The organism is Nonomuraea bangladeshensis, assembly GCF_039529455.1.
In the GTDB taxonomy this organism is placed as follows: Bacteria; Actinomycetota; Actinomycetes; order Streptosporangiales; family Streptosporangiaceae; genus Nonomuraea; species Nonomuraea bangladeshensis.
This window is the reverse complement of record NZ_BAAAMV010000002.1, coordinates 759,253-780,467: the sequence shown is the minus strand read 5'-3', so window position 1 is coordinate 780,467 and position 21,215 is coordinate 759,253. Positions and strand designations below refer to the sequence as shown.

18 protein-coding genes are annotated in these 21,215 nt (G+C 72.3%); 2 read left to right on the top strand and 16 right to left on the bottom strand.

Annotated features, from left to right (window positions below):
* Positions 1-9: 9 nt before the first annotated feature.
* From deoC to ABD292_RS07735, 7 genes are all read right to left on the bottom strand, one after another.
* On the bottom strand, positions 10-930 hold the full coding sequence (gene deoC, locus ABD292_RS07765; RefSeq protein ID WP_344206350.1) for a deoxyribose-phosphate aldolase: 921 nt from the start codon (positions 928-930) through the stop codon (positions 10-12).
* Positions 923-1,921, bottom strand: coding sequence for an ABC transporter permease (locus tag ABD292_RS07760; protein ID WP_344206349.1), 999 nt, complete (start codon positions 1,919-1,921; stop codon positions 923-925). The genes deoC and ABD292_RS07760 overlap by 8 nt, the downstream gene beginning before the upstream one ends.
* A complete protein-coding gene (locus ABD292_RS07755) occupies positions 1,918-3,414 on the bottom strand; it encodes a sugar ABC transporter ATP-binding protein (protein ID WP_344206348.1) in 1,497 nt (498 codons plus the stop codon). The genes ABD292_RS07760 and ABD292_RS07755 overlap by 4 nt, the downstream gene beginning before the upstream one ends.
* Positions 3,411-4,346 (bottom strand): sugar-binding transcriptional regulator, encoded by a 936-nt coding sequence (locus tag ABD292_RS07750; RefSeq protein WP_344206347.1) that lies wholly within the window; start codon positions 4,344-4,346, stop codon positions 3,411-3,413. Before ABD292_RS07750 ends, ABD292_RS07755 begins: the two co-directional genes overlap by 4 nt.
* A complete protein-coding gene (locus tag ABD292_RS07745) occupies positions 4,336-5,844 on the bottom strand; it encodes an FGGY-family carbohydrate kinase (RefSeq protein ID WP_344206346.1) in 1,509 nt (502 codons plus the stop codon). Before ABD292_RS07745 ends, ABD292_RS07750 begins: the two co-directional genes overlap by 11 nt.
* A 2-nt stretch (positions 5,845-5,846) precedes the next feature.
* Positions 5,847-6,911, bottom strand: a complete 1,065-nt coding sequence (locus ABD292_RS07740; protein ID WP_344206345.1) for a galactitol-1-phosphate 5-dehydrogenase — start codon at positions 6,909-6,911, stop codon at positions 5,847-5,849.
* 66 nt (positions 6,912-6,977) lie between these two features.
* Positions 6,978-7,967: a substrate-binding domain-containing protein gene (locus ABD292_RS07735; protein WP_344206344.1), complete on the bottom strand. Its 990-nt coding sequence runs from the start codon at positions 7,965-7,967 to the stop codon at positions 6,978-6,980.
* 309 nt (positions 7,968-8,276) lie between these two features.
* On the opposite strand from ABD292_RS07735, the gene ABD292_RS07730 reads away from it, so the two are divergent.
* Entirely contained in the window at positions 8,277-9,878 is a 1,602-nt protein-coding gene (locus ABD292_RS07730; protein ID WP_344206343.1) for a pectate lyase family protein, read from the top strand.
* Between the two features lie 66 nt (positions 9,879-9,944).
* The gene (locus tag ABD292_RS07725) at positions 9,945-10,418 is read left to right on the top strand and encodes a hypothetical protein (protein WP_344206342.1); all 474 of its coding nucleotides are present in this window, start codon (positions 9,945-9,947) and stop codon (positions 10,416-10,418) included.
* Here the strand turns inward: ABD292_RS07725 and ABD292_RS07720 are convergent.
* From ABD292_RS07720 to ABD292_RS07680, 9 genes are all read right to left on the bottom strand, one after another.
* Positions 10,415-11,380 (bottom strand): helix-turn-helix domain-containing protein, encoded by a 966-nt coding sequence (locus ABD292_RS07720; RefSeq protein WP_344206340.1) that lies wholly within the window; start codon positions 11,378-11,380, stop codon positions 10,415-10,417. The genes ABD292_RS07725 and ABD292_RS07720 overlap by 4 nt on opposite strands.
* Before the next feature lie 51 nt (positions 11,381-11,431).
* Positions 11,432-12,151, bottom strand: a complete 720-nt coding sequence (locus ABD292_RS07715; protein ID WP_344206339.1) for an SDR family NAD(P)-dependent oxidoreductase — start codon at positions 12,149-12,151, stop codon at positions 11,432-11,434.
* Positions 12,148-13,203, bottom strand: coding sequence for a 2,3-butanediol dehydrogenase (locus tag ABD292_RS07710; protein ID WP_344206338.1), 1,056 nt, complete (start codon positions 13,201-13,203; stop codon positions 12,148-12,150). Before ABD292_RS07710 ends, ABD292_RS07715 begins: the two co-directional genes overlap by 4 nt.
* Complete coding sequence (locus tag ABD292_RS07705) at positions 13,200-14,477, bottom strand: MFS transporter (protein WP_344206337.1); 1,278 nt, start codon at positions 14,475-14,477, stop codon at positions 13,200-13,202. Before ABD292_RS07705 ends, ABD292_RS07710 begins: the two co-directional genes overlap by 4 nt.
* A 33-nt stretch (positions 14,478-14,510) precedes the next feature.
* On the bottom strand, positions 14,511-15,044 hold the full coding sequence (locus tag ABD292_RS07700) for a 2,4'-dihydroxyacetophenone dioxygenase family protein (RefSeq protein ID WP_344206335.1): 534 nt from the start codon (positions 15,042-15,044) through the stop codon (positions 14,511-14,513).
* Positions 15,045-15,159: 115 nt separating this feature from the next.
* On the bottom strand, positions 15,160-17,106 hold the full coding sequence (locus ABD292_RS07695) for an ABC transporter ATP-binding protein/permease (protein WP_344206333.1): 1,947 nt from the start codon (positions 17,104-17,106) through the stop codon (positions 15,160-15,162).
* Positions 17,107-17,190: 84 nt separating this feature from the next.
* Positions 17,191-17,667: a (2Fe-2S)-binding protein gene (locus tag ABD292_RS07690; RefSeq protein ID WP_344206332.1), complete on the bottom strand. Its 477-nt coding sequence runs from the start codon at positions 17,665-17,667 to the stop codon at positions 17,191-17,193.
* 18 nt (positions 17,668-17,685) lie between these two features.
* Positions 17,686-19,995 carry a molybdopterin cofactor-binding domain-containing protein gene (locus ABD292_RS07685; RefSeq protein WP_344206330.1) on the bottom strand — a complete coding sequence of 770 codons (2,310 nt, stop codon included), beginning with the start codon at positions 19,993-19,995 and terminating at the stop codon, positions 17,686-17,688.
* Positions 19,992-21,200 carry an oxygenase MpaB family protein gene (locus ABD292_RS07680; protein ID WP_344206327.1) on the bottom strand — a complete coding sequence of 403 codons (1,209 nt, stop codon included), beginning with the start codon at positions 21,198-21,200 and terminating at the stop codon, positions 19,992-19,994. Before ABD292_RS07680 ends, ABD292_RS07685 begins: the two co-directional genes overlap by 4 nt.
* Positions 21,201-21,215 lie beyond the last annotated feature (15 nt).

Below are 21,215 nucleotides of genomic sequence, written 5' to 3'. Positions count from 1 at the left end.
CGCCTCTCCCTAGTCGATGGTGTAGTAGTCGGGCCCGGAGTACTGGCCGGTGCCGAGCTTGGTCCGCTGCATGAGCAGGTCGTTCAGCAGCGTCGAGGCGCCCAGCCGGAACCACGCGGGGTCCAGCCAGTCGTCCCCGGCGATCTCCTTGACCAGCACGAGGTAGCGGATGGCGTCCTTGGTGGTGCGGATGCCGCCGGCCGGCTTCACGCCGGCCTGCCGGCCGGTGGCGGCCCGGTAGTCGCGCACGGTTTCCAGCATCACCAGCGTGACCGGCAGGGTGGCGGCGGGGGCGACCTTGCCGGTCGAGGTCTTGATGAAGTCGGCCCCGGCGTGCAGCGCCAGCCACGACGCGCGGCGCACGTTGTCGTAGGTGACCAGCTCGCCGGTCTCCAGGATGACCTTCAGGTGCGCCTCGCCGCACTGCTCCTTGACGGCGACGATCTCGTCGAAGACCTTGGCGTAGTCGCCCGCCAGGAACGCTCCACGGTCGATGACCATGTCGATCTCGCTCGCCCCCGCCGCGACCGCGGAGGCCGTGTCGCTCAGCTTGACCTCCAGCGACGTGCGCCCGGCGGGGAAGCCGGTGGCGACCGAGGCGAGCTCGACGTTGGTGCCGGCCAGCGCCCGCGCCGCCGTCGGGATCATGTCGGGGTAGACGCAGAGCGCGGCGACCGACGGCACGCTCGGGTCGGCCGGGTCGGGGCGCACGGCCTTGGCTGCCAGCGCGCGTACCTTGCCGGGGGTGTCGGACCCTTCGAGCGTGGTGAGGTCGACCATGCGGATGGCGAGGTCGATGGCCTGCCGCTTGGCCGTGGTCTTGATCGACCGGGTGGCCAGGCCGGCGGCCCGCCGCTGGACGCCGACCTCGTCGACGCCCGGCAGTCCGTGCAGATAGGCCCGCAACGAGCCGGGGATGGTGTCAGGCACGAGCGCCACGCCTCTCGATGAGCAGGTTGAGTACGAGGGCGACCAGCAGGATGAGGCCGGTCACCACCATCTGGAAGAAGGAGCCGAGGCCGAGCAGGTTGCACAGGTTGCGCAGCACCGACAGCAGCAGCACCGCGACGAACGTGCCGAACACCCCGCCCCGGCCGCCGAACAGGTTCGTGCCGCCGAGCACGACGGCCGCGATCGCGTCCAGCTCCAGCCCGTTGAACGCGGTGGGCTGGCCCACGGTCAGCCGGGAGGTGAGCAGCACCCCGGCCAGCGCGGCCAGGCCGCCCGACACGGCGAACACGGTCGTGATCACGCCGCGTACGGGCAGGCCGGACAGCCGGGCGGCCTCCTTGTTGCTGCCGACGGCGTAGACGTACTCGCCGAAGGTGGTGCCGCGCAGCACCACGGCGGCGAGCACGGTGATCACCACGAAGATGACGCCGACGATCGGCACGTAGCCGATGAACCCGCCGCCGAGGAGCTGGAACCCCTCCGAGCCGCCCGCCTCGGCGGGCTTGCCGTCGGTCAGCAGGTACGTGAGCCCGCGCACCGCCGTCAGCCCCGCCAGCGTGGTCATGAACGACGGCAGCGTCAGGTACGCCGACAGCCCGCCCATGAACGCGCCGAACGCCGCGCCGGCCGCCACGCTGATGAGGATGGCCGGCAGCACGGGCACGCCCGACCCCATGAGCAGCGCGATCGTCATGCCGCCGAAGGCGGCCACGCTGCCCACGGACAGGTCGATGCCGGCCGTGAGCACGACCATGGTCATGCCGATGGCCACGATCCCGGTGAGCGAGGACTGCTGGAGCAGGTTGGCGATGTTGCGGCCGGTCAGGAACTGCGGCGCGAGCAGCGAGGCGACCACGCACAGGCCGAGGAAGACCAGCAGCAGGTTGGACTTGACGATCAGGTCGGCGCCGCGGCGGGCGCGGGGGCGGCCTTCCTGGGTGGCGGTGTCGGCCACGGTGGAAGCTGTCATGGTGCGGCTCCTGTGATGACGGTGTGCGCGATGACGTTCTCGGGGCTGACCCGGGGGTCGAAGTGCGCGACGTTGCGGCCCTCGTACAGGACCTCGATCCGGTCGGCGTTGGCGGTCAGCTCGTTCAGCTCGCTGCTGGCGAGCAGGACGGCCACGCCCTGGTCGGCCAGGTGGCGCACCTGGCGGTAGAGGTCGGCCTTGGCGCCGACGTCGAGGCCGCGGGTGGGCTCGTCCAGCAGCAGGACCCTGATCCCGCCGCGGGTGATCCACTTGGCCAGCACGACCTTCTGCTGGTTGCCGCCGGAGAGCTGGCCGACGAGCTGGCCGGGGCCGGACGCCTTGACACCGAGGTCGGCGAGCGACGGCGCGGTCAGCCGGCGGCCGGTCCGGCCGGGCAGCAGCCACGGCGGCCTGCCGAGCGCGCCGATGGCGGCGTTGCGGCTCACGGACAGGCCCAGCATGAGGCCCTGTTCCTTGCGGCTCTCCGGCACCAGGGCGAGGCCGGCGCGGACGGCGGCGGCCGGGCTGGTGGCCTTGAGCGGGCGGCCGTCCAGCCGGGCGTCCACCTGGGCCTTGAGGTCGCCGAACAGGGCGCGCAGCAGGGTGGTGCGGCCCGCGCCGCCGAGCCCGGCCAGCCCGACGACCTCGCCGGGCCGTACGTCGAGGTCGCGCACGTCGAGCAGCCCCGGCACGTGCGCCCGTGCGACGCGGAGCAGCGGCTCGCCCTGCGGGGCGGGCCGGTCGGTGGCGCCCACGAGCTCACCGGCCTCGCCGATCATGGCGGCGACGAGCTCGTCCGGGCCGGTCGAGGCCAGGTCGTAGACGCCGACCGCGCGGCCGTCCCGCAGCACCGTGGCCCGGTCGCCGATCTCCATGACCTCGTCCATGCGGTGCGAGATGAAGATCACCGACCGGCCCTCGGCGGTGAGCGACCTGATGACCTCGAACACGGCCAGCAGCTCGCTCTCGCCGAGCGTCGCCGACGGCTCGTCCATGACGATCACGCGGGCGTCGGCCGTCAGCGCCTTGGCGATGGCGGTGAGCTGCTGCGAGGCGATCGGCAGGTCGCCGACGCGGGCGGTCACCGGGAAGGTCGCGCCCACCCGGTCGAGCGCCGCGCGGGCCAGCTTGGCGCGCTGCCCCCGCCGGACGAACGGGCCGAGCGCGGGCGCCCGGCCCAGCAGCAGGTTCTGCGCCACGGTGAGGTCGGGCAGCAGGTCGAGCTCCTGGTAGATCACGGCGATGCCGGCCGCCAGCCCGGCGTGCGGGGTGGCGGGCGCGTACGGCTGCCCGTCCAGCAGGATCGTGCCCTCGTCAGGACGGTACGACCCCGCGAGGATCTTCATGAGCGTGCTCTTGCCCGCGCCGTTCTCGCCGAGCAGGCAGTGCACCTCGCCGGGCCGCACGCTCAGCTCGACGCCGTCGAGGGCGACGGTGCCGGGGAACCGTTTGACGATCCCCGTCATGCGCAGGCGTTCCGTGGTGGCCGTCATGCCGCCTCCAGCAGGTGTCGGGCGTTCTGGTCGTCGGTGATGAGCACGTCGCACAGCCCGCTCGACACCACCGCCCGGCACACCGCCCGCTTGGCCGTGCCGCTGACCAGCGCCACCGAGGTGGTGGCCGAGCGCAGCACGTCCAGGGACAGGCCGAGGGTGCGGCCGTCGAGGTCGGGGTCGACGATCTGCCCGCGCGCGTCGATGAAGCGGCCGAGCACGTCGCCCACCGCGCCGGCCCGCGCGAGCCGGGCCAGGTCGCCCGCGTCGATCTGGCCGGAGTCCACCAGCACCGAGTCGCTGCCCATGCCGCCGGGGCTGTAGAGGAACAGGTCGGCCCGGGTGGCGAGGGCCAGCACGTCGGCGACGGCCCGGTCGCTCTCCAGCACCGCGCGGGTGCTCTGCTGCTGGAGGATCGCCGGCGCGGCCAGCAGCGTGGCGGTGCCGCCGCCGCGGTGGGCGATCGTGCTGGCCATGCTGTGCGCGCTGGTCGGCTGCCGCGAACGGCTGAGCGCGCCGTTGATCTGCACCACGTGGACGCCGTTGGCCCAGCCACGGGTCAGCGCCTCGGCCAGCCGGTCCAGGGTGCGGCCCCACGACACGCCGATCAGGCGGGGCGCGGGCCGCATCTCCATGAGGTGGTCGGCGCCGGCCGCGCCCACCCGGTCGCGGATCTGCTCGGGGTCGCCGTCGACCGAGACCACGACGGCGTCGCGGAGCCCGTACCGCTCCTTGATCGCCTGCTCCAGCGAGCGCACCCGGGAGCGCGGGTGCAGCACCTCGATGCGCACGATGCCGGCCTCGCGCGCCTCGGCCAGCATTCGGCCCACCTTCCAGCGGGTCAGGTGCAGGGCGTGCGCGATCTGCTCCTGGGTCTCGCCGTCCTCGTAGTAGCGCACGGCCACCTGGTAGAGCTGCTCGTCATCGCTCATGGCGGGCTCCGCTCAGCTTGTGGGAGATGCCCGTCGTCGCGGCCGTGGCCTCCAGGTAGTCGGCGTAGCCGGCCCGGTACGCCTGCGCGTGCGCGGCGTCCGGTTCGACGGTGCGGCACTTGGGCGCGTACGCGGCCGCCGCCTCCGCCAGAGAGGCGTGCCGCCCGGTGCCCGCGGCGGCCAGCACCGAGCAGGCCCGCAGCGTCAGGTTGTCCCCGGTGACCAGGTGGACCGGGCGGCCGAGCACGTCGGCGGTGGTCCGCAGCCACAGCTCGTTGTGCTGGATGCCGCCCGAGACGAAGATCTCCTCCACGGGGACGCCGCCGGCGGTGAAGGAGTCGATGACCTGGCGGGTGCCGTACGCGACGCCCTCCACGGCCGCCCGGTAGACCTGCTCGGGGGTGCTGGCCAGGGTGAGGCCCAGCACCGCGCCCCTCAGCCGCGGGTCACGCAGCGGGGTCCTGTTGCCCATGAAGTAGTCGAGCACGATCAGGCCGTGCTCGACCGGCGGCACTTCCGCCGCCGCCTTGATGAGCCCGCCGATCTCGGCGCGGGGGCGGCCGATGAGTTTCTCGCCGGTCCAGGCGAGGACCGAGCCGGCGCTCACCTGCCCGCCCTCGACCAGCCAGCGCCCGGTGCGCAGCGCGTCCGGGTACGGCCCCCACACCGTGGGCGGGAAGACCGGCTCGGTGATCTCGGTGACGAAGGCGTTGGAGGTGCCGCAGACGATCGACACCTGGCCCTCGTGGCCGCCGCCGATCGCCAGCAGCGACAGGTGGGCGTCGATCCCGCCGGACACCACCGTGGCCGGGCCGGTGACGCCCAGCTCCTCGCGGGCGGCCGCGGCGAGCGGCCCGACGGGGTCGCCGACGGGCACGATCTCGTCGGGGAGCTTGGCGGCCAGGTCGGCGACGCCGAGCCGCTCGTACAGGTCGTGCGGGAAGCCGGCGCCGCGCGGGTCGTAGTTGCTCTTGCAGACCGCGTTCATGCGCGAGCCGGCCCAGCGGCCGGTGAGCCGCCACACCATGTAGTCGACGGCCTCGACGATCCGCGCGGCCGCCCGGTAGGTCTCCGGCTCGTGCCTGGCCAGCCACATCGCCTTGGGCACCAGCCACTCGACGGCGTCGCTGCCGCCCGCGTAGCGGAGGACCGGGTGGCCGGTCCGCGCGGTCAGCTCCGACTCCTCGCCGGCCCGGCCGTCCATCCACAGCAGCGCCGGGCGCAGCGGGCGGCCCCGCTCGTCGAGCACGGCCACCGTCGAGGCGGTGGTCGCCACGGCGACGCCCTCGACCTGCGGGCCGCCGGCCTCGGCGAGCGCCTGCCTGGCGGCGGACACGCTCGCCCGCCACCAGTCGTCCGGGTCCTGTTCGGCCCAGCCCGGCCTGGGGAAGCGGGTCGGGTACCGCTCGGCGCCCGACCCCAGCAGCGCCCCGTCTGCGCCGTAGACCGCCGCGCGGGCGCCTTCGGTCCCCAGATCGAGGGCGAGGAAGCCAGCCATGCTCACTCCTCGTTCGGCAGGAAGAGAACCTTGGAGCTGAAAATGGAACGTTCCCCGAGAGCCGCCATGGTCTCCGGCAGGGCGTCCAGCCCCAGCTCGTGCGTGATCATGAACTTCCACGCCAGCTCGCCCGAGGCCAGCGCGCGGGCCGCGACCCGCCACTCCTCGCCGGGGAACGGCGCGGAGAAGGAGTTCCAGGCGCCGTGCAGGGTCACCTCGCGGCGCAGGAACGAGCTGAACGTGGCCTTCGGCAGCACCACGGGATCGTGCGGGATGCCGATGAACACCGCCTCGCCGTGCCGGGCCGTCAGCGCCACCGCCTGGTCCACCGTGGCGGGCACGCCGGCCGACTCGATCACGATGTCGTAGCCGTCGCCGGCCACCTCGTCGGCGGCCTCGGCGGCGGTCGCGGTGCGGGTCGCGCCCGCCTCCACCGCCATGGCGGCCTTCTGCTCGTTCAGCTCGACGACCAGCACGTCGGAGGCGCCGGCGAGCCTCGCCCACTGGACGGCGAACAGCCCGATCGGGCCCGCGCCCACCACCGCCACCCGGCGGCCGCCGCGCATCTTCGTCCGCCAGAGGGCGTGCAGGGCGATCGCCGCCGGGTCCAGCATGGCCGCGGCCCGGGGGTCGAGGTCGGCCGGCAGGACCATGAGGTTCTCGTCGGGGACGGTGACGTACTGGGCGTACGCGCCGTCGCGGCGGCTGCCGAAGTAGCCGTAGTTCTTGCACAGGCTGAAGTGGCCCTGGCTGCACGGCTCACAGACCTTGCAGGGGATCAGCGGGGGGACCGTGACGAGGTCGCCCTCGCGTACCCGGCCCTTGGCGGCCAGACGGTCGCCGAGCCGGACGACGTGCCCCGAGAACTCGTGGCCGCAGATGATCGGGAAGTGGTAGGCCACTCCCGGGTGCAGCATGCGTGCGATGTCCGATCCGCACACCCCGCAGGCCGCCACCCGCACGAGCGCCTCGTCCGGGCCGGGCTCGGGGACGGGCACCTGCTCGACCCTGATGTCGCCCGGGGCGTGGAGCACCGCCGCCTGCATGGTTTCCGCCGTCTGGAACAACCGTCTCGCCTTCCTACTGTCGATTGCCTGGGTCCTGGGCGCCCGGGTCGCGGGCGCCTCGGGCCCCTACTTCGTGGATGCCTGGGCGAACTCGCCCTCGCCGACGAACCCGGCCGCGTTGGCCTTGTCGATCAGCTCGGTGCCCGCGTCGATGGAGGCCTCGACCTGCTCGCCCTTCTGGACCTTGAGCACGGTCTCGATGGCCTTCGAGCCCAGGGAGATGGGGTCGTTGAGCGCGGTGGCGACGTACTGGCCGTCCGGGATCTGCTTGACCGCCTCCATGAGGCCGTCGACGCCGGAGACCAGGACGTCGTCCTTGCCGTTCTCCTTGAGGACCTGCAGCGCGCCGAGCGCCATGTCGTCGTTGTGCGCGTACACGGCGGCGACGTCGGGGTGCACCTGGAGCAGGTCCTGCATCGCGGTGACCGCCTTGGAGCGGACGTAGTCCGAGTACGGCCCCTCGACGATCTTGATCTTGTCGTTGCCCGCGACGGCCTCGTGGAAGCCGGCGCTGCGGTCGCGCGCGACCGCGCCGCCCGCGTCGCCGCGGATCTCGATGACCTTGCCGCCCTTGTCGCCGAGCGCCTCGCTCAGCCGCTTGCCGACGAGCGCGCCCATCGCCTTGTTGTCACGCCCGACGTGGGCGACCGCGCCTTCGGGGACCGGCCGGTCCACGGTCACGACCTGCACGCCGGCCGCCTTGGCCGCGGCGATGCCCGGCTGCACGCCCTGGGGGTCGACCGGGTTGACCAGCAGCACGTCGACCTGGCGGGTGATCAGGTCCTGGATGTCGTTGTTCTGCTTGGTCACGTCGCCGCCCGCGTCGGCGAAGTAGAGCGTGGCGCCCGCCTCCTTGGCGGCGGCCTCCGCGCCCTCGCGCAGTTGCACGTAGAAGGGGGACTGCTGGGTCGCCTGGCTGAAGCCGATGGCGACGGGGCCGGCGGACTTCTGGTCGCCCGCTTCGGCGGACCCGCCGGGGTTCGAGGACACCGAGCAGGCGCTCAGCGCGGTGACCAGGAGGAGAGCGGGGATTGTGAGCAGCCGAAACTTACTCATAGGGGCCTCCGTATGTGACGTAGGTAACGCACCGTAAGTCGTGAATTAACCTCAGTGCAACACTTGAGCCGAAGATTGCTCATATGAGCAGAGTTGGGGTTCTTGCCCTGTTCATCCGTTGACGGTCACAGGCGTTTCCGCAGGTCACAGCCGCATCACCGATCGTACGTGAGGAGCGTGATGAAAGTTTCAGGGCGCATTGACACCTAGGAAAGCGCTTTCCTACGGTGTGGGGGCGATGCGCACGCGCTGGGGGGACCCGGACGCAGGCCCGACGGGCCTGCCGGACCAGCAAGGAGTTCGGCTGTGATGAGCAAGTTCGACAGGAGGGCCGTGGCCGCCCGTGGACCGAGGACGAGACGGGCGGTCGCGGCACGGCTCGCGGCCGCGCTGGCCGCGGTGACCGCCGCGGCCGCCGTCGGCGCGGCCCCGCCGGGCCTCCAGGCGTCGGCGGCGACCGGCACCGTCACCGGCTACGCCGCCGTCAACGGCGGCACCACCGGCGGCGCGGGCGGGCAGACGGTGCGCGCCACCACGGGCACCGCGATCCACCAGGCCCTGTGCAACCGGGCCAGCAGCAGCACCCCGATCACCATCCAGGTCGAGGGGACCATCAACCACGGCAACACCGCCAAGGTGTCGGGCGGAAGCTGCAACACCGCCGCCGGCGTGATCGAGCTCAAGCAGATCAGCAACGTCACGATCGTCGGGGTCGGCGGCGGGGCCGTCTTCGACCAGCTGGGCATCCACATCCGCGAGGCCAGCAACATCATCATCCAGAACGTGACCGTCAGGAACGTCAAGAAGTCCGGCTCCCCCACCTCCAACGGCGGCGACGCCATCGGCATGGAGAGCGACGTCCGCAACGTGTGGGTCGACCACGTCACGCTGGAGGCGTCGGGCGGCGAGTCGGAGGGCTTCGACGGCCTGTTCGACATGAAGGACAACGTCCAGTACGTGACGCTGTCGTACAGCACCCTGCGCAACTCCGGCCGCGGCGGGCTCATCGGCTCCAGCGAGAGCGACCGCTCCAACGGCTACGTCACCTTCCACCACAACCTGTACGAGAACATCGACTCCCGCACCCCGCTGCTGCGCGGCGGCATCGCCCACATCTACAACAACCACTACGTGAGCCTGCACGAGTCCGGCATCAACTCCCGCGCCGGCGGCCGCGCCAAGGTGGAGAACAACTACTTCGAGGACTCCAAGGACGTCCTCGGCACCTTCTACACCAGCGAGGCCGGCTACTGGCAGGTCGCGGGCAACATCTTCGACAACGTGACCTGGTCGAGCCCCGGCAGCGAGAACAACCCGGCCGGGCCGAACGTGCAGTCCAACACCTCCGTCAGCGTCCCCTACTCCTACGGCCTGGACCCGGCGAGCTGCGTGCCGGACGTCGTGCGGCGGACGGCGGGGGCCAACAAGGGCCTGCAGGTGTCGAACGGCAGCTGCACGCCCCAGTCCCCCACGGCCTCACCCACGTCCTCGCCCACGTCGTCCCCGACGTCCAACCCCACGACGACCCCGACCACGTCGCCCGGCGGGACCAACCTCAGCATCGGGGCCGGCTCCGACGGCTCCAGCAAGGCGAGCGGCACGAGCTACGGCAACGTGCGCGACGGCGACCTGAGCACGTACTGGTCGCCGTCCGGCTCGACCGGCGACATCTCGATCAAGTGGGGCTCGGCCACCACGGTCTCCAGGGTCGTCATCCGTGAGGCGGCCGGCTCCTCGGGCGCCATCGGCTCCTGGCAGCTCCTCAACGCCGGCACCGGCGCGGTTCTGAAGTCGGGCAGCGGCGCGGGCACCATCACCTTCACCGCGACCCCGCTCACCAAGATCACCTTCAGGATCACCGGCGCGTCCGGCACCCCGAAGGTCGCCGAGTTCGAGACCTACGCCTCGTGAGGCGACCGGCCGGGGCGCGACACCGTCCCGCCCCGGCCGGCGCTCCTCCGTGAGAGGCTACGGCGCATGAGGCGAAGATCATCCGCCGTCCTGGCCGTCGCCCTGCTCGCGGCGAACGCCGTCGCCGCGACCGGCTGCGCCGCGTGCACCGTCGTCAAGGGCCCGCCCGTGAGCCCGCCGGCGGCCGGCGCGCCCGCCGACGCCGTGGTCCGGGCCTACCTGGCGGGCATCAGGGCACGCGACGCCGAGGTGGTCCGGGCCGTGACCGCGCCGTCCTTCCACCAGCGCTACCACGACTACTGGAGTGACCCGATCAGGAGCTGGATCGACGTGCGGGTGTCCGAGGTCGGCGCGCCGGCTCCCGACACGTACGGGCCCGGCGGCTATCGGCAGGTGCGGCGGGTCTTCGTGACCGTCGACGTCCGCCGCTGCGACGAGGAGCCGCCGAACGACGACCCGCACTACCCGTACACCTTCCTCCTCGGCAGGCAGTCGGACGCCGCCCCGTGGAAGATCATCGACATGGGCGGGCTGGGCTAGCGCGTCACCTCCGCGCGGGCCTCGCTCGGGGTGAGGCCGAAACGGGAGCGGAAGAGCCGGGCGAAGTGCGCCTGGCTGGAGAACCCCCACCGGTGCGCGACGTCGGCGATCGTCGTCTCCCGCGCCCCGGGCCCGGTGAGCTCCTGGTGCGCCCTGGCCAGGCGCCGCTCCGTGATGTGCCGGGCCGGGGTGCGCCCGGTCGGCTCGAAGATGCGCGCCAGGTGCCGTACGGAGATGCCCATGACCCCCGCCACCTGCGCGGCCCCGAGGCAGGGGTCGTGCAAGTGGCGCTCGATGTAGTCCTCGGCGACGATGAGCTGCGAGCGGTAGGAGTCGGGCCGGGGCCGCCCGCCGGTGCGCTCCTCGGCGAGCTGCCTGAGCAGGTCGAGCACGGTCCGCTCGGCGCCCGCGGGGTCGTGGTCGCCGCGCAGCGCGGTCAGCCCGCCGAGCAGGGAGCCGAGCGCGGCCACGAGCGCGCCCTCCCGCGCCGTGCCGCGCCCGAACAGCATCGGCCCCGGCAGCCCGCCGCCCACGCACGTCCGCGCGAACAGCTCGCGCGGCACGTCCACGAGGATCTGCCGCATCGAGGAGGAGAACCCGAACAGGTAGGGCCGGCGCGTGTCGTAGACGACGAGCTCGCCCGCCGTGGCCGAGAGGCAGCCGTTCTCGTGCAGGAACACGGCCTCGCCCTTGAGCAGCAGGGTCGCGAACACCGAGTCCTTGGGCGCCGACCTGACCGTCTGCGGGCTGCGCTCGATCGCGTGGGCGTTGCCGGTGATGTCGGCGAGCCGCAGCCCGCCCAGCTCGATGTTGGTCTGCCTGGCCAGCAGGCCCTGCTCCGAGTACGAGGTGCAGGACAGGCCGACCAGCGCCTTGCGGTTGTAGTCCTCCCAGTAACCGATGCGCTCGGCGGGTTCGAGGTGCTCGGTGGTGGCCTGGGAGATCACGGAGAGGGCGGACATGCGACCTCCTGATGTTCGTGCATGTCAGGGGGGCTTCAGCTTAGGCGAACGTCATCCGGCCAGGTAGCCTCCGTCGACGGGGACGACCGCGCCGGTGACGTACGACGCCGCCGCCGAGCACAGGAACGCGACCACCGTGGCGACCTCGCGCGGCCGGCCGAGCCGCCCGGCCGGGATGCGGGCCAGCACCTGGGCCTTGGCCTCGGGGTCGTCGAGCACGCCCCGCGCGAGCGGCGTGACCACGAAACCGGGCGCGACGGCGTTGACCCTGATGCCGTCGGCGGCGTACTCGGCCGCCAGCGACTTCGTGAGCTGCGAGACGCCGCCCTTGCTGGCGCTGTAGGCGGGCCGGTCCCTGCTGCCGGAGAAGGCGAACATGGACGAGACGTTGACGACGGCGCCGCCGTTCTCGGCCAGGGCCGGGCGGGCGGCCTGGCAGGCGACCATGGTCGCGGTCAGGTTGATCTCGATGACCCGCTGCCAGCGCGCGAGGTCGTACTCCTCGCGGTCGTGGCTGACGCCCGCGCAGTTGACCAGGGCGGCCAGCGGCTCCCCCGCCGACAGCAGATCGGCCAGCCCCGCCCGGTCCAGGACGTCGTGCTCGACGACACGGACGCGGGGGTGGTCCGGCAGGTCGGCGGGGTCGGCGGGCGGCAGGCCGAGCGCGGTCACCTCGGCGCCCAGCTCGGCGAGGAGCACGGCCGTGGCCGCGCCGATGCCGGACGTGCCGCCGGTCACGAACGCCCGCCTGCCCGCGAACTCCCCGCTCATGGCCGCTCCCCCGGTCGTACCAACACCTTGACCTCCTGCTCCGGTCCGCGCAGCAGCGCCTCGAATCCGTCCCTGACCACGTGTTCCAGGGGGATGACGGAGGTGACGACGGCGCTCAGGTCCTCGCCCTCCTCGGCGACCATCCGGATCAGCTCCGGATAGACGTCGCGGTATCCCACGCTGGTCATGATCGTCTGCTCGTCGTTCACCAGGGCGAAGGCGTCCAGCGTGACGGCGCCGGTCAGCCCGAGGAACATCACCCGCCCGCCGCGCCGGGTGGCCGCCAGGGAGGCCCGCAGGGTGTCCGGCGAGCCGACCGCCTCGAACGTCACGTCCGCGCCCTCGTCGCCCTCGTCGCCCACGAGGCCGGCGAGGTCGGGGCCGGTCGCGGAGGCGCCCAGGCGGAGGGCCAGCTCGCGGCGGGCCGCGGACCGGTCGGCGGCGACCACGCGGCCCCCGTGACGGGCCGCGTTCCGGGCCGCGAACCTGGTGACGAGCAGCCCGATCGGGCCGAGCCCGAGCACGGCGACGCTCTCGCCGGGCCGGATCGCGGCCCGGCGCACCGCGTGCAGGGCGACGGCGGCCGGCTCGAACACCGCCGCCTGCTCCAGGGAGACCTCCTCGGGCAGCCGGTGCAGCATGTACGCCGGCACGGTGGCCCGCTCGGCCAGCCCGCCGTGCCCCATGAGCCCGGCGAACCCGAAGTGCCGGCAGATGTTGTACTCCCCCGCCAGGCAGCGCGGGCAGCGTCCGCACCGGTAGTGCGGCTCGACCGCCACCCGGTCGCCGGGGGCGAGGCCGGTGACGCCGTCGCCGGTCTCGCTGACGGTCCCGCAGAACTCGTGGCCGAGGACGAGCGGCGCGGCCACGCCGGACTCCGGGTGCGGGTCGCCGACGGGCACGGCGTGCGGGCCGTCGGCGTACTCGTGCAGGTCGCTGCCGCAGATCCCGCAGTAGGCCACCTCGATCGTCACCTCGCCGGGGCCGGGCGGCCGGACCGGGACGTCCTCGACGCGGACGTCCCCGGCCCCGTGCCAGACGGCCGCCCTCATGCCGCGCTCCCGTCCGGCACGGCGGCGGCGCGGCGGCGCAGCACGGCGGGAGCGGTCTCCTTCAGCGCGAAGCAGAGCGCCACCACGGCCACGGCGCCGCCCGCCGCGATGAACATGGCGGCCTGCAGCCCCCACTGGTCGGAGGCCCAGCCCGCGACCATCGGCCCGAGGAACCCGCCGGCCAGCTCGCCCACGCCCATGATCACGCCCAGCGCCGTGGCCAGCGCCGCGCGGGGCACCGTCTCGGCCGGGATCGTGGCCATGAACAGCGTGAAGCAGCCGAGCCCGGTGTAGGTGACCACCATGATCGCGCCGAGCAGCACAGGGCTCTCGACGTGGACGACGGCGAGCGGGCAGCACACCGCGAGCACCGTGAACCCGATGAGCGCCGGCTTGCGCCCGATCCGGTCGGAGATGGCCGGGGTCGCGAACCCCCACAGCACCCACGCCACTCCCAGGCAGGTCATGACGCCGCTCATGGTGCCGGGGTCGAAGCCCTTGACCTCGGTCAGGTACGTCGGGGTGAAGGTGATGATGGTGACGAACCAGGTGAGGTAGCAGCAGGCGATGAGCATGCAGACGACGATGTTGCGCAGCCTGAGCACCTCGCGCAGCGGCACCTTGACCGCCGCCGCCCGCTGCTCCTGAGGAGCCTCGGCGAGCGTACGCGGCGACTTCTCGCGGACGAACCGCCAGATGAGCGCGGCGACGACCAGCCCGGGGATGATCGTGACGTAGAACGCGACCCGCCAGTTCCAGGTCTCCGCGATCCACACCACGACCAGCGGCGCCACGATGCCGCCGAGCAGCCCCGCCGACGAGCCCTGGAGCAGGCCCATGTTGAAGCCCCGGCGGCTCTCCCTCGACGCCTCGACCATGAGCGACTGCGCCATCGGCAGCACCGCGCCCTCGGCCGTGCCCATGAGCGCCCGCGCCGCGAGCAGCCCGGCGAAGCCGCCCATCAGCCCGGACGAGGCGGAGAACAGCGAGAACAGCACCACGGCCGCGACCAGGATCGGCTTGCGCCGGCCGAGCGCGTCCGACAGGCGGCCGGCGAACATGCCGGCCAGCGCCCAGGTGAGCGCGAGCACGCCGGACAGCGTGCCGAGCTGGGCGTTGGTCAGGCCGAACTCCGCGTCCATGTACGGCGCCAGGAACGACAGCGCCTGACGGTCGAAGAAGACGAACCCGAACGACAGGAAGAGGATGACGAGGAGGCGGTTCTCGTACCGGTCGGCCGCTCGGGAGCCGGCCGCGACGGTGGTGTCGGTCATGACGATCTCACTTAGGGGGTGTGCGCCGGGGGCTCAGCGGAACAGGGAGTTGACGTAGTCGGCGCCGATCCCGACCTTCTCGTAGTGCTCGCGGCACATCTTGATGTAGTCGTGGACGTCGAAGAACCCGTCGGGCTCGCCGTTCTCGTCCAGCCAGATGAGCGGGCCCTTGACGATGAAGAACGTCTTCATCGGCTCGCCGCTGTCGTAGGCGACCAGCGTGTGGCCCTCGCCCGGGGCCTCGTAGACGAAGTCGCCCGCGGTGGCCGTCCAGGGCCGCTCCAGGTAGCCCCACTTGCCGGAGATCGTGTACGCGAACACCTCGTGCGGGTGGTAGTGCCGGTTGACCAGCCCCGCCTCCTTGGCCCGCAGGATGTCGGCCCAGCTGTTGTCCTTGACGTTGATCCACAGCGGCCGGGAGCCGACGGTGTCGGTGAACGGCACGTAGTAGCGGTCGTCGTCGGTGGCGACGTCGGACAGGTAGACCTCGGGGAGGGCGTCGGGCCGGAAGGAGTTCTCGATCGGCCTGAGGTCCTTCCAGAACTCACCGGTGGGCATGTCGGGCATGTGAACGGCCCCTTTCGTGTCGTGTTTCCCGGAAGTGAATCCCGGAGGGGCCGACGCCGTCTTTCCCGAAGCAGACCTCACCACTTGCAGATTTCGGACATTCCTCCCTGCGTGATCACGGGTGGGCCGGGCTGGAGGGCCGGCCGAGGGAGTCGCCGTCGTCGGCGCTCACCGGCGTGACGTGCCACTCGCCGTCACCGAGCAGCCGGAGCTCCTGGGCGTGGTGCCGGTCGACGGTCGAGCGGTGGCTGACGCTGACCACGATCGTGCCGGGCAGCCGGGTCCGCACCAGCCGGTAGAGAAGGAGCTCCAGGCCCTCGTCCAGCGCCGAGGTCGCCTCGTCGAGGAAGACCACCTTCGGCCCGGTCAGCAGGATCCGGGCGAACGCGACCCGCTGCTGCTCCCCCGGTGAGAGGATCTTGGCCCAGTCCTGCACCTCGTCGAGCCGGTCGGCGAGGTGCGGCAGCGCGACGTCGCGCAGGGCGGCGCGCAGGGCCTCGTCGTCGGTGCTGCCCTCCTTGCCCGGATAGGTGACGACGGCGCGCAGGTCGCCGAGCGGCACGTACGGCAGCTGCGACAGGAACATGGTCTCGTTGGCCCCGCCGGGGCGGGTCAGCGTGCCGCTGGTGAACGGCCACAGCTCGGCGAGGCTGCGCAGCAGCGTGGTCTTGCCGGTGCCGGACGCCCCCGTGACGACCAGCGTGTCGCCCTCCTCCAGCCGCAGGTCGAGCGGGTCGATGAGCTGCCGCCCGTCCGGCGTGCGGACCTCGACGGCCGTCAGCTCGACCTCGGCGCCGGCGCTCGGCCGGGTCGTCACCTCCGGCAGCGCCCTGGCCTCCTCGTTGGCGACGACCAGGCCGTGCAGCCGGATGATCGCCGCCCGGTAGCCGGCGAAGGCGTCGTAGGCGTTGCGGAAGAACGACAGGCCGCTCTGGATCTCGTTGAACGCCGACGCCGACTGCGTGAGGTCGCCGAGGCGGATCTCGGCGGCGAACAGCCGCGGCGCCTGGAGCACGTAGGGCAGGGGCACGATGCTCTGGCTGATCGCGAGGTTCCAGCCGTTGAAGCCGATGGTGCGGTTCAGGTAGCGCTTGTAGTTGGCGACGACGGGGGCGAACAGCCGCCGCAGCCCCGTGCGCTCGGCGACCTCGCCGCGGTAGAAGGCGACCGCCTCGGCGGCGTCGCGCAGGCGGACCAGGGCGTAGCGGAAGGCGGCGTTGTACTTCTCGTTCCTGAAGGCCAGCCAGATGATCGGCCGGCCGATCCAGAACGCGACGACGGAGGCGAACAGGACGTAGACCAGCCCGATCCAGAACATCGCCCGCGGGATCTCCAGCCCGAACAGGACGAGCCTGCCCGACAGGTGCCACAGGATCGCGGTGAACGACACGATCGAGATGACCGCCGAGATCGCGCCGAACAGCAGCGTCCCGGCCGTCCCTCCGTTGCTGGGCAGGTTGGGCAGCGGCCCGTAGCCGGCGGTGAGCACGTCGATGTCGGACTGGATGCGCTGGTCGGGGTTGTCGATCGTGTCGTCGATGAACCGCGACCGGTAGTAGGCCTTCCCGTCGAGCCAGTCGCCGGTGAGCCGGTCGGTGAGCCAGGCCCGCCAGGCCAGCACGAACCGCTGGAGCAGGAACAGGTCCAGCAGCAGCCGGGCGATGTGGATGGCCGCGAGGACGCAGAAGACCCAGAGCGACGTCCAGAAGCCCTGCTCGCCGGAGCCGCGCACCGGGGCCTTGCCGGTGGCGATGCCCTGGACCGCGACCTGGAGGCTGGAGAGCATGTCGTTGCCCTGATAGCTGAACAGCACGTCCAGCCGGACGCCGGTGACCACCGACAGCAGCAGGGCGCCGAGCCCGAGCCAGACCTTGACGCTGTCGCGGCCGGTGAAGTACGCGCCGGTGATGCGCCAGAACTGCCGTCCCCACGTGGTGGTGAGGCCGATGAGGACGAGGACGCCGAGCGTGCACACCGCGGCGATCGCCCAGGCCTTGGCGATCCATAGCAGCGAGATCCAGAGCTCGGAGCTCCAGTCGAGCGTCGGGGTGAACAACTCCATTCCGGAAACGTATACGCACGGAGAGTGACGGGCGCGCGGAAAAGCCCAACTCGCGGCAGGAGTCGCCCAGCCGGTCCTCCGCCGTCACATGTTCTCCGCGCCCTTCCTGATGGCCTGGCGGATGCGGACGTAGGTGCCGCAGCGGCAGATGTTGCGGATGCCGTCGAGGTCGGCGTCGGTGATCGTACGGCCCTCCGCGGCCACCCGGTTGACCAGCGCCACGGCGGCCATGATCTGGCCGGGCTGGCAGTAGCCGCACTGCGCGACGTCGTGCTCCAGCCAGGCCCGCTGCATGGGGTGCAGCTCCTGGCCGACCGTGGCGGGCAGGCCTTCGATGGTGGTGACCTCGTCGGTCGGCCGCAGGTCCTTGACGGGGATGGCGCAGGGGTTGACCGCCTTGCCGTTGAGGTGGCTGGTGCAGGCCTTGCAGACGTTGATGCCGCAGCCGTACTTCGGGCCGGTGATGCCGAGGACGTCGCGCAGCACCCACAGCAGGCGTACGTCGTCGGCGACGTCCACGGTGACCTGCTCGCCGTTGACGCGGAAGGTGTGTTCGGGCACTCCTGGGGCTCCTCGGGTTCAGCGGGCGTGGTCGAGGCCGTCGGTCGGGGACGGCGGGACCGGCGGGACGGTGGGCTTGGGGGTGAAGGAGAGCGTGCCGTGGTTGATCGGGAACGTGGTGGGCATCGTGCCGGTCGCGCGGCCGTAGGCGCAGGCGACGGCGGCCATCGACGCGGCCACCCCCAGCTCCCCCGCGCCGCCCGGCTGCTCGGACGTGCTGGGCATGACGATGACCTGGAGGTCGAGCGGGGTGTTCCACTGCCGGGTGTAGAAGTAGTTGTCCCAGCTCGCCTCCAGGAAGTAGCCGTCGCGCAGGTGCAGGCTGGAGGTGAGGGCCAGCGCGATGCCGTCGGAGACGCCGCCCATCATCTGCGCCTCCAGCCCGCGCGGGTTGACGGCGAGCCCGACGTCCACGGCGAAGACGACCTTGGTGACGCGGGGTCCTGTCACGGCGTCGCGGACGGTCCTGTTGACGGTCTCGGGCCGGCAGTCGATCTCCACAAGGCAGGCGCTGACCGATTTGTACTCGGCGTGGAAGGCGATGCCCTGCGCGGTGCCCGGCGCCATCGCGCGGCCCCAGCCGCCCGCCTCGGCCGCCCGCGTCAGCACCGCCCGCGCGCGGTCGTCGCGCAGGAAGGAGTGCCGGAACCGGTACGGGTCCTTGCCCATCCGCGCCGCGAGCTGGTCCACGACGAGCTCGCGGGCGCAGGTGACGTCGGGCGAGTAGACGTTGCGCATGCTGCCGGTGTTGAAGTCCTTGTCGGTCTCGGCGAGCAGGTGGCTGGCGGCGCCGAAGTCGTACGACATGGCCTGGCTGAGGTGGAAGAACGTCTGGGAGAAGCCGACGTCGCCGACGGGGAGCCGGGCGGCCAGGGCGGTGAAGATCTCGCCGAGCCCGTGGCCGAGGTCGGTGGAGACGCTGGTGTGCCGCTGCTTGTAGCTGAGCACCGTCTGGCCGAGGTAGGCGGCCCGGACCCGTGAGGTGGCCATCGGGTGCACGCGGCCCTGGCGGGCGTCGTCGGCGCGGTGCCACATGAGCTTGACCGGCTTGCCGATCTTCTGCGACACCTCGGCGGCCTCCAGCGCGGCGTCGAAGAAGAGCTTGCGGCCGAAGGAGCCGCCGCCCTCGGTGACGTGCACGGTGACCTTGCCGACGGGCAGGCCGAGCTTGGCGGCGATGGCCTGCTGGGCGACGATCGGCGACTTCAGCGCCGACCAGATCTCGGCGCGGCCGGGCCGTACGTCGGCGATCGCGCAGTTGGGCTCCAGCGCGCTGTTGCCGCGGAAGTGGAAGGTGAACGTGGCCTCGACGGTCGGCGTGGGCGGCCTGAGCCCGAGCGGCAGCTCCGCGGCGGCCAGCTCGCGCAGCACGCTCTCGTCGGACTTGCCGGCCGCGGTGCCGGGCTTCCAGGTGACCCGCAGGGCGCGTACGGCGTCGATGCACTGTCCGAACGTCTCGGCGCGCACCGCCACGCCGGTGGCGATGACGACGGCGTCGGTGACGCCCGGCATGGCGCGGACCTCGGCGAGGTTGCTCACGGATGCGACCTTGCCGTTGATGGTCGGCGCGCGGCAGACCATGGTCGGCTTGGCGTCCGGCACGTCGAGATCCATGGTGAACTTCTTGCGCCCGGTCACCGCGGCCAGCGCGTCGACCCGGTTGTGGGGCCGGCCGATGACGGTGAAGCCGGCGCGCGGCGCGAGCTCCACGCTGACCTGCCGGGTGCGGCTGCTCGCGGCCTTGGCGGCGAGCGCGCCGATGTCGAGCCGGTGGCCGGACGGGCCGACGACCGCTCCGCCCTCCAGTCTCAGCTCACCGGCGGGCGTCCCGAGCTCGGCCGCCGCGGCCTCCAGCAGCCGCAGCCTGGCGACGGAGGCGGCGACCCGGATCGGCGTGTACGTCGAGACGGTCGTGTTCGAGCCGCCGGTGAGCTGGTTGAACAGCAGCTCCGGCCGGGCGTCGGCGAGCGTGACGCGGACCCGCTCCAGGGGCACGGCCAGCTCCTCGGCGATCAGCATGGCCGTGGAGGTGGTGATGCCCTGCCCGACCTCGGCGCGCGGCAGCGCGAAGGAGACCATGCCGTCCGCGCCGACCTCGACCGAGATCAGGTTGGAGGTCGGCAGGGCGGCCGCGGTCATGACGTCGTTGAGGTCGATGAGCTCGGTGAGGTCGGGCGAGGGCAGCCCGGCCGCCGCCGCGGTCTCCGGGGAGACAGCCGCGGCGGAGGCTGAGGGGACGATCTCGGCGGCGGCCACCAGGGTCGGCGCCGCCACCACGTAGCCGAGGAACCTGCGGCGCCCGATGGCCTCGGCGGCCGGTCCGGTCATGTTCCGGGGCGGTTGGTCGTCGGGATCTCGATCTTGGTCTCCTTGCCCTTGGTGAGGAAGAACAGGATGTACTGCCGTACGGCCTCGTCGATGACCCAGGCGATCGAGGGCACCAGCGGCAGCGGGATGAGCCCTTCGCGGAACCTGACCAGCTTCGGCCAGGCGGAGCTGATCAGCGGGTCCCACACCGGCTCGCGCCGGATGCCGTCCCAGTCGGCCACCTGGTCGCCGACGAGGTAGCGGGCGAGCGCGTTGCACAGCGGCCGGCTGACGCTGCCGGGGCTCGTCTGCTCGGCGAGCTGGCCCAGCAGGATGTCGGTCAGCTCCACGCCCTCGGGCGTCGGGCCCATGTTGCGGGGCAGGATCTGGTCGGACTGGGCGTTGGCGGCGTCCCAGGTCATCGGGATGTACTCGTCCCTGATGCCGAGCATGTGCGCGGTCACCTGCCACACGTGCAAGTACGCCGCCGACTCTGCGGGCTTGATCGGCACCTGCCATTCGAGCATCTTGCGCATGGCGTAGGTCGGCAGGGTGTGCCAGGTGACGAGCATGTCCTCCTGGCTGATGGGGATGTCGCCGCCCCAGTGCGGCGACTGCTGGAGCAGGTGCCGCACCGCCGCGTGCACCAGCCGGGTCTTGACGGACTGGACGATGCACGTGCCGTCGGGCCGGTAGGCGTTGAGCGCCCCGACGGCGAAGCCCAGGAGGCTCGTCTTGGCGACGCGGTCCTCCATGTCGGCCCCGCCCTTGGAGTAGTAGACGGCGCGGGCCTCCTTGGGGATCGCGGTGCTCAGCATGCCGCCGCCGACGCCGTTGAGCAGGTTGAGGTAGAGGCCGCGCGACTTGTTGAAAGTGGCCGCGGTCTCCAGTTTGGCGCGGTCCGCCCACGGCGGCAGTTGCCTGGCCTTCTCGATGAAGGCGACGAGGTCGGCGGGCAGACCGTCGGGCAGGGGCTGGTCGTTGCGGTTCCAGTCCCAGAGCAGCCGGTTGACCTCGGGGACGGCGCCGCGGTCGAGCAGCGAGGCGACGAGCGGGTCGGCCTCCTCGTCCCAGACCCAGCGCGGGTCGAGGCCCGCTCCGGCGCCCGCGACCGAGCCCGCAGGCGACCAGGTCCACGCGTGCGCCGGGCTCGCGATGCTCAGGGCGCCCATCGCCCCGAGGGCGCCACCCGTGATCAGCATCTTGCGCCTGCTCAGATCCGCCATGGGCGGGAGCTCCTT

Bases quoted from the DNA above. Each gene is read 5' to 3' on its own strand.
- ABD292_RS07720 (WP_344206340.1), bottom strand. From the start codon at position 11,380: ATGTCCGCCCTCTCCGTGATCTCCCAGGCCACCACCGAGCACCTCGAA.
- ABD292_RS07730 (WP_344206343.1), top strand. From the start codon at position 8,277: ATGAGCAAGTTCGACAGGAGGGCCGTGGCCGCCCGTGGACCGAGGACG.
- ABD292_RS07680 (WP_344206327.1), bottom strand. From the start codon at position 21,200: ATGGCGGATCTGAGCAGGCGCAAGATGCTGATCACGGGTGGCGCCCTC.
- ABD292_RS07685 (WP_344206330.1), bottom strand. From the start codon at position 19,995: ATGACCGGACCGGCCGCCGAGGCCATCGGGCGCCGCAGGTTCCTCGGC.
- ABD292_RS07695 (WP_344206333.1), bottom strand. From the start codon at position 17,106: ATGGAGTTGTTCACCCCGACGCTCGACTGGAGCTCCGAGCTCTGGATC.
- ABD292_RS07715 (WP_344206339.1), bottom strand. From the start codon at position 12,151: ATGAGCGGGGAGTTCGCGGGCAGGCGGGCGTTCGTGACCGGCGGCACG.
- ABD292_RS07735 (WP_344206344.1), bottom strand. From the start codon at position 7,967: ATGAGTAAGTTTCGGCTGCTCACAATCCCCGCTCTCCTCCTGGTCACC.
- ABD292_RS07750 (WP_344206347.1), bottom strand. From the start codon at position 4,346: ATGAGCGATGACGAGCAGCTCTACCAGGTGGCCGTGCGCTACTACGAG.
- ABD292_RS07700 (WP_344206335.1), bottom strand. From the start codon at position 15,044: ATGCCCGACATGCCCACCGGTGAGTTCTGGAAGGACCTCAGGCCGATC.
- ABD292_RS07745 (WP_344206346.1), bottom strand. From the start codon at position 5,844: ATGGCTGGCTTCCTCGCCCTCGATCTGGGGACCGAAGGCGCCCGCGCG.
- ABD292_RS07705 (WP_344206337.1), bottom strand. From the start codon at position 14,477: ATGACCGACACCACCGTCGCGGCCGGCTCCCGAGCGGCCGACCGGTAC.
- ABD292_RS07755 (WP_344206348.1), bottom strand. From the start codon at position 3,414: ATGACGGCCACCACGGAACGCCTGCGCATGACGGGGATCGTCAAACGG.
- ABD292_RS07710 (WP_344206338.1), bottom strand. From the start codon at position 13,203: ATGAGGGCGGCCGTCTGGCACGGGGCCGGGGACGTCCGCGTCGAGGAC.
- ABD292_RS07725 (WP_344206342.1), top strand. From the start codon at position 9,945: ATGAGGCGAAGATCATCCGCCGTCCTGGCCGTCGCCCTGCTCGCGGCG.
- ABD292_RS07760 (WP_344206349.1), bottom strand. From the start codon at position 1,921: ATGACAGCTTCCACCGTGGCCGACACCGCCACCCAGGAAGGCCGCCCC.